This is a genomic window from Microbacterium sp. PRC9 (assembly GCF_031844125.1).
Taxonomy (GTDB): domain Bacteria; phylum Actinomycetota; class Actinomycetes; order Actinomycetales; family Microbacteriaceae; genus Microbacterium.
Map to the genome: position 1 here is coordinate 400,538 of NZ_JAUZUR010000004.1, position 14,020 is coordinate 414,557.

At 67.8% G+C, this 14,020-nt stretch carries 16 protein-coding genes and 1 other RNA gene; 11 read left to right on the forward strand and 6 right to left on the reverse strand.

The window, feature by feature from the left end; genetic code table 11:
• Positions 1–91 precede the first annotated feature (91 nt).
• The 6 genes from Q9R33_RS11190 (at position 92) to Q9R33_RS11215 (ending at position 4,248) form a co-directional block, all read left to right on the forward strand.
• Positions 92–556 carry a GNAT family N-acetyltransferase gene (locus tag Q9R33_RS11190; RefSeq protein ID WP_310247246.1) on the forward strand — a complete coding sequence of 155 codons (465 nt, stop codon included), beginning with the start codon at positions 92–94 and terminating at the stop codon, positions 554–556.
• A 40-nt stretch (positions 557–596) separates the two neighbouring features.
• Positions 597–1,457 carry an NAD(P)-dependent oxidoreductase gene (locus Q9R33_RS11195; protein ID WP_311293767.1) on the forward strand — a complete coding sequence of 287 codons (861 nt, stop codon included), beginning with the start codon at positions 597–599 and terminating at the stop codon, positions 1,455–1,457.
• Between the two features lie 122 nt (positions 1,458–1,579).
• Entirely contained in the window at positions 1,580–2,035 is a 456-nt protein-coding gene (locus Q9R33_RS11200; RefSeq protein ID WP_310247252.1) for an AAA family ATPase, read from the forward strand.
• Positions 2,036–2,089: 54 nt separating this feature from the next.
• Positions 2,090–2,572, forward strand: coding sequence for a GNAT family N-acetyltransferase (locus Q9R33_RS11205; protein WP_310247255.1), 483 nt, complete (start codon positions 2,090–2,092; stop codon positions 2,570–2,572).
• 691 nt (positions 2,573–3,263) lie between these two features.
• Positions 3,264–3,668 carry a GNAT family N-acetyltransferase gene (locus Q9R33_RS11210; protein WP_311293768.1) on the forward strand — a complete coding sequence of 135 codons (405 nt, stop codon included), beginning with the start codon at positions 3,264–3,266 and terminating at the stop codon, positions 3,666–3,668.
• A gap of 79 nt (positions 3,669–3,747) precedes the next feature.
• The gene (locus tag Q9R33_RS11215; protein ID WP_311293769.1) at positions 3,748–4,248 is read left to right on the forward strand and encodes a 2'-5' RNA ligase family protein; all 501 of its coding nucleotides are present in this window, start codon (positions 3,748–3,750) and stop codon (positions 4,246–4,248) included.
• Positions 4,249–4,265: 17 nt separating this feature from the next.
• Here the strand turns inward: Q9R33_RS11215 and Q9R33_RS11220 are convergent, their stop codons facing one another.
• Positions 4,266–4,556 carry a hypothetical protein gene (locus Q9R33_RS11220; protein WP_311293770.1) on the reverse strand — a complete coding sequence of 97 codons (291 nt, stop codon included), beginning with the start codon at positions 4,554–4,556 and terminating at the stop codon, positions 4,266–4,268.
• An 87-nt stretch (positions 4,557–4,643) separates the two neighbouring features.
• On the opposite strand from Q9R33_RS11220, the gene Q9R33_RS11225 reads away from it, so the two are divergent.
• On the forward strand, positions 4,644–5,243 hold the full coding sequence (locus tag Q9R33_RS11225; RefSeq protein ID WP_311293771.1) for a hypothetical protein: 600 nt from the start codon (positions 4,644–4,646) through the stop codon (positions 5,241–5,243).
• Between the two features lie 34 nt (positions 5,244–5,277).
• Here Q9R33_RS11225 and ssrA read toward each other — a convergent pair.
• Positions 5,278–5,648: a transfer-messenger RNA gene (ssrA, locus tag Q9R33_RS11230) on the reverse strand.
• A gap of 168 nt (positions 5,649–5,816) precedes the next feature.
• On the opposite strand from ssrA, the gene Q9R33_RS11235 reads away from it, so the two are divergent.
• The 4 genes from Q9R33_RS11235 (at position 5,817) to Q9R33_RS11250 (ending at position 10,220) form a co-directional block, all read left to right on the forward strand.
• Complete coding sequence (locus tag Q9R33_RS11235; protein ID WP_056367780.1) at positions 5,817–6,629, forward strand: siderophore-interacting protein; 813 nt, start codon at positions 5,817–5,819, stop codon at positions 6,627–6,629.
• Positions 6,630–6,657: 28 nt separating this feature from the next.
• Positions 6,658–7,335 carry an SIMPL domain-containing protein gene (locus tag Q9R33_RS11240; protein ID WP_311293772.1) on the forward strand — a complete coding sequence of 226 codons (678 nt, stop codon included), beginning with the start codon at positions 6,658–6,660 and terminating at the stop codon, positions 7,333–7,335.
• Positions 7,332–8,672 (forward strand): M20/M25/M40 family metallo-hydrolase, encoded by a 1,341-nt coding sequence (locus tag Q9R33_RS11245; protein WP_311293773.1) that lies wholly within the window; start codon positions 7,332–7,334, stop codon positions 8,670–8,672. The genes Q9R33_RS11240 and Q9R33_RS11245 overlap by 4 nt, the downstream gene beginning before the upstream one ends.
• Before the next feature lie 75 nt (positions 8,673–8,747).
• Complete coding sequence (locus Q9R33_RS11250) at positions 8,748–10,220, forward strand: MFS transporter (RefSeq protein ID WP_311293774.1); 1,473 nt, start codon at positions 8,748–8,750, stop codon at positions 10,218–10,220.
• A 4-nt stretch (positions 10,221–10,224) separates the two neighbouring features.
• Here Q9R33_RS11250 and smpB read toward each other — a convergent pair whose 3' ends face one another.
• The 4 genes from smpB to prfB all read right to left on the reverse strand — a co-directional run bounded on the left by smpB (position 10,225) and on the right by prfB (position 14,017).
• Positions 10,225–10,701: an SsrA-binding protein SmpB gene (gene smpB / locus Q9R33_RS11255; protein WP_045296901.1), complete on the reverse strand. Its 477-nt coding sequence runs from the start codon at positions 10,699–10,701 to the stop codon at positions 10,225–10,227.
• A gap of 70 nt (positions 10,702–10,771) precedes the next feature.
• Positions 10,772–11,686: a permease-like cell division protein FtsX gene (gene ftsX, locus Q9R33_RS11260; RefSeq protein ID WP_310250600.1), complete on the reverse strand. Its 915-nt coding sequence runs from the start codon at positions 11,684–11,686 to the stop codon at positions 10,772–10,774.
• Positions 11,683–12,819, reverse strand: a complete 1,137-nt coding sequence (ftsE, locus tag Q9R33_RS11265) for a cell division ATP-binding protein FtsE (RefSeq protein ID WP_310250603.1) — start codon at positions 12,817–12,819, stop codon at positions 11,683–11,685. Before ftsE ends, ftsX begins: the two co-directional genes overlap by 4 nt.
• Positions 12,820–12,904: 85 nt before the next feature.
• Positions 12,905–14,017: a peptide chain release factor 2 gene (gene prfB / locus Q9R33_RS11270; RefSeq protein ID WP_311293775.1), complete on the reverse strand. Its 1,113-nt coding sequence runs from the start codon at positions 14,015–14,017 to the stop codon at positions 12,905–12,907.
• Positions 14,018–14,020: the final 3 nt, after the last annotated feature.

Consider the following 14,020-nt stretch of genomic DNA (forward strand, 5'->3'; position numbering starts at 1 on the left):
GTCTGAGCGCTCTATCGAGCCGACCGACAAGGGAGCGCGCATCGGGCGACGCGATGCGGCCCAGGTCGACCGGACCGGCGACAATTGGCTTGTGAAGATCGAGCGAGTATCGGATGTCGATCTCGAGGAGATTCGCGCGTTCCTTCGTGAAGCCGATCTGACACTTGCAGGCCTCGAAGCCCCCACTGTCCAACTCTGGATCGAGCGCGACAAATGTGGGGAGATCGTCGGCAGCGCGGGATTCGAGCTAAGCGCAAATCGGAAGCACGCCCTGATCCGAAGCGTGGCGGTGGCGCAGCAGCGCCGATCCGCTGGGGCGGGATCGCGTCTTGCGAAGTTTGCCTTGGAGCGAGCGCACGAAGCCGGCGCTACGCGCGCGTGGCTGTTCTCGCGACGGTCCGGGCCGTTCTGGCAGAACCTCGGCTTCACCCGCGCCGACCGTGAGCAACTCGCGGCGACTCTGCCGGACACGCACCAGGTGCTTCTCTTCGTTGAGACGGGTCAACTCGACCGCGAAGTCGCGTGGTCCCGGAGCCTCAGCGACGACGCGCGCTGAGCGACCGGCCAAGTGAGCCGGCGCGTCCTAAGGTCGACGCATGAGGCGCTCCACCCCGCAATCATCGACGGCCGCCGCGCCCGAAGCCGCGGTGGTGTGGGTGAGTGGTTCGCAGGGCAAGCTCGGGCGCGAGGTGTGCCGCCAGTTGCTCGCGGCCGGCGTCCGCGTTCTGGAGGCTGATCTGCAAGGACCATCCTCCGTGGATCTGGCCGACGCGGACGAGGTGGCACGTTCGATGCAAGGCGCGACCGCGATCATCCACTGCGCCGCGATCCCTTCCCCGGAGCACACCGAGCCCAGCGAACTCGTCCGCAACAACACGATGGCCTGCTTCAACGCGCTGGAGCAGGCGTGGGAGGCGGGCATCAGCACTGCTGTGCTGGTTTCGAGCGGCGCCATCTACGGCACGTCATTCTCGCCTGAGCCGCTCCTCTTCTCGACCCTCCCGGTGAATGAGTCGACGCCGCTCGCCTTTGTTGACCCGTACGCGCTGACGAAGGACTTCACTGAGCGCATGGGCGAGATGTACGCGCGACGCGGAATGACGGTCACGGCGCTGAGGCCGCACTGGATCCTCACTTCCGGCGAGGCCGAGCATGTCGCCCGCACCCGCAGCGACGCCGACGGCGCCGCGAGCCTGTGGGGCTGGATCCACCTCGAGGACGCCGCTCGAGCATGCGTGCTCGCCCTGCAGCCTCGACCCGAGCACCGCGGATACGAAGCGGTAGTGATCGCAAGCGACGACACGCTCTCAGAAACTCCGACGAGCGACTTGCTGGCCCGCCACCTCCCGGGCGCGACTCGCCACGGGGACTTCCCAGACCACAGAGGCGGGTTCGACACCTCGCGCGCAGCCACCGTTCTCGGCTGGCATGCGACGCGCTCGTGGCGACATGGCTGATGCGCCAGCACGATTCCCTCCCCCCGCCAAGGTGGAACGACAGGGCTCCGACAGCAGCCAGAGTCAGTACGGTGAGGGACCCGGTCAGCGCCCGATTCACCAGGTCGGCTAGCGTCTTGAGCGTGAGCCGCATTCTTGTCACCGGCATGTCTGGGGCGGGCAAGACGACGCTTCTCGATGAGCTCCGACGTCGCGGCCACCAAGCGGTCGACACCGATTACGACGGTTGGACGCAGGGTGACGGCACGTGGGATGAGCCGCGCATGGCCGCACTGCTGGCGAATGGGGGCCCTGTCATCGTTTCCGGGACGGTCGAGAACCAGGTGCGGTTCTACGACAACTTCGACGCGATCATCCTCCTGACCGCACCACTCAGCGTGCTCTTGGAACGCGTCTCGGCACGCGTCAATAACCCGTACGGCACAACGGGCGAAGAGCGTGAAGAGATCTCACGCAACCTCCGGGATGTCGAACCGCTCCTCAGGGCGGGAGCAACGCTCGAACTGGACGGCCGCGAGACCGTCTCGGCACTCGCCGATCGCGTCGAGGCCGTCATCCGCGACACGAGGTCACACTAGCGACCGATCAGGGACCGGCTTGCGAGCGTGCGGAGCCTTCGCGATGCTCATCTCGTGACAGGTGTGGTGGTACGGAACGCGACGACGGAAGACGCAGCGGCGCTCGCCGTGCTGAAGGTTGCGTGGGCGGGGCGCCCGAACCATCCTGGGCCCGAGGAAATGCGTTCGTTCTCGAACGACATCGCTTCGTGGATGACAGCTGAAGGAGACTCGCTGATCGCTCGGGTGGCGGAGCGAGACGGCGCCCTGGTGGGCATGGCATGGCTTGTGATCTTCGACCGCGTGCCCGACTTCCACGATCGCAGCCGCTCGACAGGCGATATTCAGAGCGTCTTCGTTCTGCCGGAGTTTCGACAGCACGGCGTGGGGCGGGCACTTGTAGATTCTCTGCTTGAGGCGGCAGACGAACGCGGCATTCTCAGGGTCACCGTGAGTGCGAACGAAGCTGCGGCGCAACTGTATGTGAAAGCGGGGTTCCGCTCCGCGCCGCTCCTCCTGGAACGGCGACTGGACCGTCAAGACGTACTCGCGCCTTGACGGGCGTGGCCGCGTTTCGTCGTCTGCACGCGGAAGGACCCACCTGCGGACTTGGGGTAGTTAGTTCCGCAAACGATGCCGATTGCCTTTCGATCAGCGGCCCGGGGCTAATCTGGGTGCTTTCGACGATTGCGCGAAGCCTCGTGTTCGCGGTGGCCGCGGTGGTCACGTAACGATGCATCGCTTGTGCGGCTGGGAAACGAGGGCTCATGTACGGGAACGCGAGAACGCCGGACCGCCGAGAGCTCGAATACATCGGCCGCGTCCTGGGCGGGTGGCAGGACGATGATGGACCATTGCATCTGCATCCGGGCGATCTCGGATGGTACTCACTGCGAGGATCCGCCGCCACCGCCGCCGGAATGCGCGTGTGGTCCGACGGGGACACCATTGTCGCGGTCGCACTGCTCGATGGCCCCGACCTGCTGCGGTTCGCGATAGACCCGGCGCGGTGCCAGGACGCCTCTCTCGCTTCTCGAATCTCGGCGGACGTCGGTGATGCGACAGCCGGTGTCTTGGAGCCCGGAAGCGCGACGATCGAGGCGCGCGGCGCCGCCGCTCTCGGGGAAGAACTCATGAAGCGCGGGTGGCTGCCCGACGAGCCGTGGACACCACTTCGTCGGAGTCTTGCAGAGCCTGTCGAGGTTCCCGATCTGCGCGTTGAGATTGTCGAGCCGGAGCGCACGGCGGAATGGGTGTCGGTTCATTGGTCGGCTTTCCGCGGGACACCCATGCCCACAAGCGGCTTCGCAACTTCGTCGACGGATGGTGTGCGGCTGCGAACGCTCCATTCTTTGACGCCGGGCGTATCCTTCTGCTGCGCGACGAACAGGACCACCCGGTCGCGGTCTCCGCAGTGTGGTCCAGCGGTGCCGCGCGTCCAGGACTCATCGAACCGTTGGGAGTTCATCAAGAGCACCGCGGGCGTGGTTACGGCGCAGTCATGTCGCGGGCTGCCGCGGCGACACTGCGCGAGATGGGTTCGTCGAGCGTCACGGTTTGCGCAGAAAGCTCTAACGTGGGCGCGGTCGCGACCTACCTCGCGGCCGGGTTCGTCGCCGACCCCGAAGTCACCGACTGGCGCCGCGACGCGTGATGCACCGCCGGGTTGCTTGCGGGCGCTGAGCGACCGGCAAACGCACGACATTCCGAGGCCTATCGGGAACACTGGGTACGTGGAGAAGGTCGCAGCGCAGCAACTCTTCGTCGTGGTCGCACTTTTTCGCCCAGTCGACGTCGGAGCGATCTTTGACCGTCGCGAGTGGCCAGCACACGTCACGTTGGCATCAAACTTCGCAGTCACGGATCACGGCGAGGGACTCGCCCGCGCGGTGAGTAAAGGGTGCGCTGACTACGAACAGCTGTCGGTTCGCTTCGCAGCTCCTGCGATGTTCGGTCGCGATCCGACCGTCCCTGTTCAGCTCGTGGAGTCCGCCGACCTTCACGAGATGCATGAGCGCCTCGCCGATCTCCTGGAAGTCATGCCCGGTTTTGCGGCGGCCGACCCCGACTACTGGCGTGCGGGCTACCGGCCGCACATGACGCAAGTGCCGACCGTCGCCGTCCGTGACGGCGACATCAAGCAGATGGCGCACGTCGCTGTCGCCGCGCTGACCGAGAACACCGCAACCGTCATCTCAGCTCTCGCCCTCTCCCACGAGCCTCACGGCGTGTGAGCCCGCGTGCGGACCGCTCAAGGAGCGGCGCGGTAACTGATCTCCCAATAGTGGAACGTGATGGTGGCTTCGGGTAGCGCGCGTTGAACCTCGCCGTACAAGCGCTCTCCTTCAGCGCGATGTCCGTCAGCGGTGGCCTGGTCCGGCCAGCCCTGCTGCCAATCGAAGAGCTGCTCGAACCGGTCCGCCCAATCCCTAACCTCGCGCTCGAGCTGTGGCGGAAGCGCGGGGTCCCCGTCCGCGCACAGCCCATCGGCAGCCCAGAACGGCCAGCGAGCACCGTAGTCGTTGGCGAATCGGTAATGCATCTGGTGATTCTCCCCGGTGGAGCCGTTTGACGCGCGGACAACAACCGCCCTCCGTTCAGGGCTTCCGACGGAAAACTGCACCCCCTGGTGCCCACGGCATGGCGCTCACCTGCCGAGTTTGCTCGATCCTGCAAAGAGCGCCAGCTATCCACAAGACACGCTGGTGTCGCTCCGGCGCACCCGACGGCGTCAGCGATCGGCGCTACCCTGACCCCGAAGTGCTTCCGCACCGAGAAGGACGCCGAGCCGTATCTCGCCAACACCGAGGTCTCGCGCTCGAACGGCTCGTACACCGACCCGGGTGAGGCGCGTATCACGGTCGGCGCGCTGGGCGTCGAGTGGCTGCGCAACAAAAAGCACGCGCTCAAGGCATCCTCGTTCAGCTCTATGAACACGTCGTGGCGGGTCTACGTCCTCCCTCGGTGGGGCGACGTTCGGATCGGGGATACCCGCGCATCACACGTGGAGCAATGGATCCGGGAGCTGTCCGAGGGAACCGCGACGACGACCCGTACGAAGAGCGCCAAGGCACGCGCCAGCCCGCGATCGGCCAGCGTCGTCTATCGAGCGCTCGGAGTGCTCGCCGGCATCCTCGACACGGCCGTGGGCGACGGAAGGATCCCTCGCAATGTCGCTCGCGGCCGCCACTCCGCAGGACGAGGAAAGCCCCGCGATGCCAATGTTTAGAAGGGATCGCGGGGCTTCAACTCCGTGACAACGGCTGTGGAGATGGGGGGAATCGAACCCCCGTCCATCGCTGGGTAACTGCGGTTTCTCCGGGCGCAGTCTGTGAAATCGTTCTACTCGGCTCCGACCTTTGTCACAGACACCTAAGTCGACAAGCCCATCCTGAAAAGAGTCCCACGCGACGCTCAGGCGACGTCACGCAGCAAGATCCCTAGATGACGCCAATACCCGTGACGGGATCAGTCACGGATTGACGGCGTCGGGCTCGCTGCTCAGGCAGCGAGGGCGAACGCGGACTGCTTCTTTTCGGCAGTTATTGGTTTGCAAGGAGCGTTTACGAGATAACCCTGCATCCTCGGCCCGCTTCACGCAGATTCACAGGCGATGTCGAAACCGATCATCCCCGTTACCTCTTCAGAGGTGTCCTTCTCGCGAAGGGCCGCTGTCACACTGTGGAATTGTCAACACTCGGGCGCCGAAGCATCCGAGCACATCAGAATACAACGGATGCTGCGTCCCCGCCATTCCTGGACGCGAAGCCGGATCGCAGCATCCGTTCTCTAGCATGTAAGGGTGACCTCACCTCGCGCCGCGCGCCCGCAGACCACCCTGTTCGTGACCGGGAGCGCCTGGCTCTCGCCCGACCTGGTGCGGGTGACGCTGGCGGGCGACGAGTTCGCCGACTTCGCCGACCGGCCCGAGACCGACAAGTACGCGAAGCTGTACTTCCCTCCGGCGGGCAGCGCCCTCGAGCCGCCGTACGATCTCGCCACGCTGCGTGAGACGGTGCCGTTCGACGAGCTTCCGACGATCCGCACCTACACGATCCGGCGTGTGGATGCCGCAGCCCGCACCATCGAGATCGACTTCGTCGTGCACGGTGACACCGGCATCGCCGGGCCGTGGGCCGCGAACGCGAAACCCGGCGATCGGCTGACGATGTCGTCCCCCGGAGCGGGTTACTCCCCCGACCTCACCGCAGATCACCACGTGCTGATCGGCGACGAGTCGGCGATCCCTGCGATCTGGTCCGCGCTCGAGGCGCTGCCCGCGGAAGCCGCGGTGACGACGATCATCGAGACGCGGTCGGCCGCGCACCGGATCGAGGTGCCGTCGGGCGCCGTCGTCCAGTGGGTCGACGAGGACCACGACGCTCCCGGCGCGCGGCTCGTCGCGGCAGTGGATGCTGCGGCGTGGCCGGCCGGCCGCGTGCAGGTCTTCGCACATGGTGAGCGAGGTGCGATGAAGTCGCTGCGGCCGCTCCTGCTCGACCGCGGCGTCGCGCGGGCCGACCTGTCGCTGTCGGCGTACTGGGCGTACGGACGCACCGAGGATGCGTTCCAGGCCGAGAAGCGCCTTCCGGTCGGGCAGATCTTCCCCGATTGACCCACCGGTCACGGGTTAGGGTCTGAGGATGAGCGACGTCGTCATCACGGTTCGCGGGGAGCACGAGACCCGCATCGCCCCCGAGCGCGCGATCGCGCACCTGACCATCCGCGCCGAAGGACCCGAGCGCGGCGCCGTCGTCGAGCGCATGGCCGCGCTCACCCAGCCGGTGCGCGACGACCTCGCCTCGCGGAAGTCCGCGGGCACCGTCACCGAGTGGACGAGCCAACGCGTGTCGGTGTGGTCGGAACGCCCCTGGAACAACGAGGGCAAGCGCCTGGCACCGGTGCACTATGCGACCGTGGACTTCTCCGTCACGTTCACCGACTTCGCTGTGCTGTCGTGGTGGGCCGGCGAGGTCGCCGAGCGCGAGGGCGTGCAGCTGGGCTGGATCGAGTGGAAGCTCACCCCCGAGACGAAGGCATCCGTGGAACGGGAAGTCGCCACGCAGGCCGTGGGAGTGGCCGTCGGGCGAGCGAGCGCGTACGCCGGGGCGCTCGGCCTCGCCGATGTCACCGCCGTCGAGCTCGCTGACGTGGGACTGCTGACGCAGCAGAGCCGCCCCGAGACGGCACCGGCGCCCCGCATGCTCATGGCGAAGGCGTCGTTCGCCTCGGACGCTGCGGGTGGGGGGCCCGCTGTGCAGCTCCAGCCCGAGGACATCGTGATCTCGGCAGCCGTCGAGGCCCGGTTCGCCGCCCGATGAGCCCTGCCGACGTCGTGCCCCGCGCGGGCATCGCCGAGCGACTGTCGCGCATGATCCAGCTGCCCACCGTCTCGGCGGAGCGCGCTGAACGCGGGCAGGGGCCGTTCGATGCGTTCGCCGACGTGCTCGTCGAGCTCTACCCGCTCGTCCACGAGCACCTGGAGCGCGAGCGCATCGGCGAGCTGGGGATCCTGTACCGGTGGCGCGGGCGCGCCGAAGAGCAGCCGACGGTGTTGATGGCGCACTTCGACGTCGTCCCGGTCGACGAGAGCAACGCCTGGACCCACCCGCCGTTCGAGGGGCGCATCGATCGTGGCTGGGTGTACGGCCGCGGCGCGCTCGACGACAAGGGACCGCTCGTCGTCGTGATGGATGCCGTCGAGAACCTGCTCGCCTCGGGCTTCACGCCCGCGCGCGACGTGTACCTGTCGTTCGGAGGCGACGAGGAGACTTTCGGTGGTGCCGCCCGCATCATCGCCGAGACGCTGCGGGAGCGCGGCATCGAGCCGTGGCTCGTGCTCGACGAAGGAGGTGCCGTCGTGGACGCGCCGCTGCCCTTCGTCCGCGGCACGGCCGCCATGGTGGGCGTGGGCGAGAAAGGCGTGCTGACGCTCCGTCTGAGCGCCCGCGGCGAGGGCGGGCACGCGTCCGCTCCTCCCGCCCGCACCGCCGTCCGGCGCATCGCGCGCGCCGTCGAGCGGCTGTCGCCCCAGACGTTCCCTGCACGCACGCCGGCGGCGGTCACGCGCATGCTCGAGCTCTTCGCGACCCGGACGGGCGGCATCCCTCACGCTCTGTACCGGCTGCTGTCGAGGGCACCGTGGCTCACCGCGCGCGCCTTCACCGCGATGGGCGGCGAGCCCGCGGCGCTCGTGCGCACGACCGTCGCCGCCACCATGCAGTCCGGCGGAACGGCTGCGAACGTCCTCCCCTCGCAGGCGACGGCGACGCTCAACCTGCGCATCGCACTGGGCGAGTCGGTCGCGAGCACCGTGAAGCGGGTCCGCAAGCGGATCGCCGACCGGCACGTGAAGGTCGAGATGCTCGAGGGCGACGGACCGTCCCCGGAGTCGTCGACGGAGAACGCGCAGTTCGCGCTCATCACGGACGCGGTGAAGGTGTCGCACCCCGGCGCAGCGACCGTGCCGTACGTGATGATGGCGGCCACAGACTCGCGGCATTTCCACCGGTTCTCGCCGGCGGTCTACCGCTTCGCGCCACTGGAGATGAGCAAGGCGCAGCGCGCGTCGATCCACGGCGTCGACGAGCGCGTCGAGATCGCGGCGCTCGAGCGGGGCGAGCTGTTCCATCGCACCCTCCTCCAGCGCTTAGAGTGATTCGCACCGCCTTCGGCATGCCCGGGGGCGGTGTGCAGCAGTGACCGGGTCTGGGGCCCGAGCGAAGGAGCACCGATGACGCGCAGCGCCGTGTCCTCACGCGTCACCATCGGCGCGCTCGCGGGAGTCGTCGGCTTCCTCGCGTTCGTCGAGTTCACGAGCGGTGTGATCCAGGGCTTCTACACGCCCATGCTCACCGACATCGCCCGTCACCTCGGAGTGCACGACGCCGACGTCAATTGGCTCGAGGGCACCCAGCTCATGCTCTCGGCGCTCGTCGTCCCCGCATTCGCGAAGCTCGGCGACATGGTCGGACACAAGCGGATGCTGGTGATCTCGACGGCGATCACGGCCGCAGCATCCCTCGTCCTGCCGTTCACCGACTCGTTCGGCGTCTTCCTCGCGGCGTGGGCCGTCCAGGGGTTCTACGTCGTGTGGCTGCCTCTGGAGATCGCGCTGATCTGGTCGCGCTCTCGGCGCATGGAGGGCCGGGCGACCATCACGGCGCGAGCCGCCGGATTCCTCGTGGCGGCGCTCGAGACCGGCGCCATCGCCGGCGCCCTCGTGGGCGGCATGCTCATCGACAGCTTGCCGCTGTGGATCGTGCTGCTCGTGCCCGCTCTGCTCGTCGTCGCGTGCTTCTTCGTGATCCTGTTCGGAGTCAAGGAGTCGCCCGAGCCCACCGGCGGCCGCCTCGACAACGTCGGCCTGGTGCTCATCTCGCTCGCACTCGTCGCCTTCACCGGCGGACTCAGCCTGCTGCGCCTCAACGGCCCGGCTGATCCGATCGCCTGGCTCGTCACGGTTCTCGGGGTGCTGCTCGTGGTGCCCTTCGCGCTGTGGGAGCTGCGGCACGACGATCCGCTCATCGATGTGCGGATGTTCCGCTCCCCCGCCCTCGGGCCCGTCTTCCTCACGGCGGGCTTGTTCGGTGTGAGCGTGCTCGGCGCGCAGGCCCCGCTGTCGACCTTCGCCCGTACCGACCCGGCGGTGTACGGATACGGCCTGGGCACGACCGGCTTCCAGACCTCGCTCATCATCGGCGTCTACCTCATCGCGATGATCACGGGCGCACTGCTGTTCCCGCTCATCGCCCGGCTCACCGCGCCCCGGCTGACTCTCATCGGGGCGGCGACGCTCGTCGGCATCGGGTTCCTCATGTTCCTGCCGTTCCACGACACCTACACGCAGATCATCGTGAACATGGTGATCGTGGGCCTCGGATCGGGAGCCCTCGTCGCGGCGCTGCCGGCGGCGGCGGCATCCGCGGCGCCGCCCACCCAGACCGGTGTCGCGACGGGTCTCACGAACTCGGTGAAGACCGTCGGCGGTGCGATCGCCTCGTGCGTGTTCGGCATCGCGCTGCTGCACGGCGCGACCGGCGCGGCGACCGAGGGCACTGCGGGATCGTTCTCGGGCTACGTCACGGTGTGGGTGGTGTGCGGCGTGACCGCGCTCGCCGCCGCGGTGCTGCTGTGCTTCGTCCCGAAGACGGCGTTCAGCGACAGCGCCGCGCACGGCGCGGATGCTGCGGATGCCGTGAGCTGAGGCTCTACTCGCCGAGGCGGTTGCGCGAGCGCATGGCGCGCTCGGCCTCGCGCTTGTCTTCGCGCTCGCGGATCGTCTGACGCTTCTCGAACTCGCGCTTGCCCTTGGCCACCGCGATCTCGACCTTGGCGCGGCCGTCCGAGAAGTAGAGCTTCAAAGGGATGAGCGTGTAGCCGCCTGCCGAGATCGCGTGCGAGAGCTTGACGATCTCCTCCTTGTGCAGCAGCAGCTTGCGCGTGCGCTTGGACGAGTGATTCGTCCAGTGACCCTGCGAGTACTCCGGGATGTGCACGGCGTCCAGGTACGCCTCGCCGTTGTCGATGTACGCGTAGCCATCCGAGAGGTTGGCGCGGCCTTCCCGCAAGGACTTCACCTCGGTGCCGGTCAGCACGAGGCCGGCCTCGTAGGTCTTCTCGATCGCGTACTCGTGGCGCGCGCGACGATTGGTCGCCACGACCTTCTCCCCGCGTTCCCTGGGCATGATGTCTCCTCGCTGATGCCGAAACGTCGGACGGCAGCCTGTCAGTCTACCCCCGCGACGGGGTGGACGATCACGCGCGCAGCCACCTGCGGATCGCGAAGCTCGCCGACAGCGCGGCGAGCACCACACCGACGAGGATCAGGACGGGCACCACGAGCCACGCGTCGGCCATTCCGACCCAGGTCGTGACGAAGTCGACGCGGTTGCGCAGGTAGTTGTTGACGCCGAAATGCACGCCGGCGATCACGGCGGCGCTGGCGAGGATCGACCCGAGCAGCGCCGCGATGACACCCTCGAGGATGAACGGCGTCTGGATGAAGCGATTGGATGCCCCGACCAGGCGCATGATCCCCAGCTCCCGCCTTCGCGCGAAGGCGGAGAGGCGGATGGTCGTCGCGATCAGCAGCACTGCGGCGATCAGCATGAGCACGGCGATGCCGACCGCGATGTAGGTGGCGATGGTCAGGGCCGAGAACAGCGGATCGAGGTACTGCATCTGGTCTTTGACCAGCTCGACCCCTTGCATGCCGCTGAAGGCCTCGATGATGACGTCCGACTGCTCGGGGTCGACCAGCGTGATGCGGAACGTCTCGTTGACCTGATCGGGCGTGATCACGCTCGCGTTCTCTTCGCCGGCGATCTGCAGCAGCTCGTCGTACGCCTGCTGGTGGTCGAGGAACGTCAGGTCGCGAATGAGAGGCGCCAGCGCGCTGCCTTCGAGCTTCGCGCGCACCTCTTCGACCTGCTCGGGCGACGCCTCGCCGTTCGAGCATGTCGCAGGCGTCGAGATGCTGGTGCACATGTAGACCGCGACCTGCGCGCGCTCGACCCAGAAGTCGCGCATCGTGCCGATCTGCATCTGCATGAGGATCGCCGCACCGACGAACGTGAGCGACACGAAGGTGACCAGCACCACCGAGACGACCATCGAGACGTTGCGCCGGAGGCCCGTGAAAGCCTCCGACATGATGAGTCCGAACCTCATGAGGTGGGCCCCACTTCGTCGTCGGGATCGGTGGCGCCGAGGCCGAGCCGATCGGCAAGACCGAGCTCCTCGACCTGCAGCTCGACGGCGTCGACGAGCGGGATCGGCTGGGTGTGGGTGGGCTTCGCGGGGGCGGATGCCTCGGCCGCGGGCGCGGGTTCGACGACCGGCTCCTCGAGGGCCTGTGCAAGACCCTCCGCCTGCTGGGCCTCCGCGGCCGTGACGGCGACCGCCGCGGCTGCGGCGGCCGCAGCCGCCGCGACACCGGCGGCCGGCGACGCGGCATCCGGCTGCACGCCGACGAGCTCCTCGTCATCCTGCACGGCCGTCGGATCGAGGCCCGCGGCGGCCGCGATCGCGGCCTCGCGCTGCACCTCGAGCACCGCGGTGAGGGCGGCGACCGCGGCGGCGCCGCGCTCCGGCTCCGGGGCGAGGCTCGGCAGGCTCGACCGGTCCCCGTAGCCGCCGTGGCGCTCGTCGCGGATGATCTCGCCGTGGCGCAGCTCGATGACGCGGCGCTGCATCTGGTCGACGAAGCCCGCCTCGTGCGTGGCCATCACGACAGTGGTGCCGCCCGCGTTGATGCGCGCGAGCAGCTGCATGATGTCGATGGATGTCGCGGGGTCGAGGTTTCCGGTCGGCTCGTCCGCGAGCAGGATCTGGGGCCGATTCACGAGCGCACGGGCGATGGCGACGCGCTGCTGCTCACCACCCGACAGCTCGTGCGGGAACCTCTTCTCCTTGCCGGCGAGGCCGACCAGCGCGAGCACCTCGGGGACCGCCTGCTGGATGAATCCCCGCGATGACCCGATGACCTGCAGCGTGAACGCGACGTTCTGGAACACGGTCTTGGTCGGCAGCAGCCGGAAGTCCTGGAAGACCGCCCCCACATGGCGCCGGAAGTACGGAACCTTGCGGTTCGACAGCGTGCGCAGGTCGCGACCGAGGACGACCACACGCCCTTCGGACGGCGTCTCCTCGCGGAGGATCAGACGCAGGCAGGACGACTTGCCGGAGCCCGACGCACCGACGAGGAAGACGAACTCCCCGCGCAGCACCTCGAAATCGACATCGCTCAGAGCGGGCTTGGAAGTGCCGCGAAAGCGCTTCGTGACGTTTTCGAACCGGATCATGGCCTAACGAGCCTATGCGGACGCCACCGGCCCCGGTCCAGCGACACTCATCGTTTGCGCATCGGTTCGCCGAGTGCGGGCTGGATCAGTCGTCGTCGTCCTTGCGCTTGCGCCAGCGGATGCCGGCGGAGATGAAGCCGTCCAGGTCGCCGTCGAAGACGATCGCCGGATTGCCGACCTCGTGCCCCGTCCGGAGGTCCTTGACGAGCTGCTGACCGTACAGGAAGTACGAGCGCATCTGGTCGCCCCAGCTCGCGGTGATGGTGCCGGCGAGCTCTTTCTTCTTCGCCGCCTCCTTCTCGCGCTGCAGCAGGAGCAGGCGAGTCTGCAGCACGCGCATGGCGGCGGCGCGGTTCTGGATCTGCGACTTCTCGTTCTGCATCGACACGACGATGCCGCTGGGGATGTGCGTCAGGCGCACCGCAGAGTCGGTGGTGTTGACCGACTGGCCGCCCGGGCCGGACGAGCGGAAGACGTCGACGCGCAGGTCGTTCTCGGGGATGTCGACCTCGACGGCCTCCTCCATCACCGGGATGACCTCGACCGCGGCGAACGAGGTCTGCCGCTTGTCCGCCGAGCCGAACGGGCTGATGCGCGCGAGGCGGTGGGTGCCGGCCTCCACCGACAGCGTGCCGTACGCATAGGGGGCGTCGATCTCGAACGTCGCCGACTTGATGCCGGCGCCCTCGGCGTACGAGGTGTCCATGACCTTCACCGGGTACTTGTGACGCTCCGCCCAGCGCAGGTACATGCGCATGAGCATCTCGGCGAAGTCGGTCGCGTCGTCGCCGCCCGCGCCGGAGCGGATCGTCACGACCGCCGAGCGCTCGTCGTACTCGCCGTCGAGCAGCGTCTGCACCTCGAGCTGGCTGACGATGTCCTCGAGTTCCGCGATCTCGTGGCGCGCCTCTTCGGCGGAGTCCTCGTCGTCCATCTCGTTGGCGAGCTCGACGAGCACATCGAGATCGTCGAGGCGCTGCTCGACGTCTGTGATGCGCTTGAGCTCTGCCTGGCGGTGGCTGAGGGCGCTGGTGACCTTCTGTGCCTTCTCGACGTCATCCCACAGGTTGGGGGCGCCGGCCTCCTCGCTGAGTCGGGCGATGTCGGCGTTGAGTGCCTCGACGTCGACCACGGCCTTGATGTCGGCGAACGTGGAACGCAGGGCCTGGATGTCGGCGGAGGGATCGAAGTCGAGCATGAC

Coding starts and splice junctions, on each gene's coding strand:
- Q9R33_RS11195 (WP_311293767.1), top strand. CDS start 597: ATGAGGCGCTCCACCCCGCAATCATCGACGGCCGCCGCGCCCGAAGCC.
- Q9R33_RS11210 (WP_311293768.1), top strand. CDS start 3,264: ATGGGTGTCGGTTCATTGGTCGGCTTTCCGCGGGACACCCATGCCCAC.
- Q9R33_RS11220 (WP_311293770.1), bottom strand. CDS start 4,556: ATGCATTACCGATTCGCCAACGACTACGGTGCTCGCTGGCCGTTCTGG.
- Q9R33_RS11240 (WP_311293772.1), top strand. CDS start 6,658: ATGAGCGACGTCGTCATCACGGTTCGCGGGGAGCACGAGACCCGCATC.
- Q9R33_RS11245 (WP_311293773.1), top strand. CDS start 7,332: ATGAGCCCTGCCGACGTCGTGCCCCGCGCGGGCATCGCCGAGCGACTG.
- Q9R33_RS11250 (WP_311293774.1), top strand. CDS start 8,748: ATGACGCGCAGCGCCGTGTCCTCACGCGTCACCATCGGCGCGCTCGCG.
- smpB (WP_045296901.1), bottom strand. CDS start 10,701: ATGCCCAGGGAACGCGGGGAGAAGGTCGTGGCGACCAATCGTCGCGCG.
- ftsX (WP_310250600.1), bottom strand. CDS start 11,686: ATGAGGTTCGGACTCATCATGTCGGAGGCTTTCACGGGCCTCCGGCGC.
- ftsE (WP_310250603.1), bottom strand. CDS start 12,819: ATGATCCGGTTCGAAAACGTCACGAAGCGCTTTCGCGGCACTTCCAAG.
- prfB (WP_311293775.1), bottom strand. CDS start 14,017: ATGCTCGACTTCGATCCCTCCGCCGACATCCAGGCCCTGCGTTCCACG.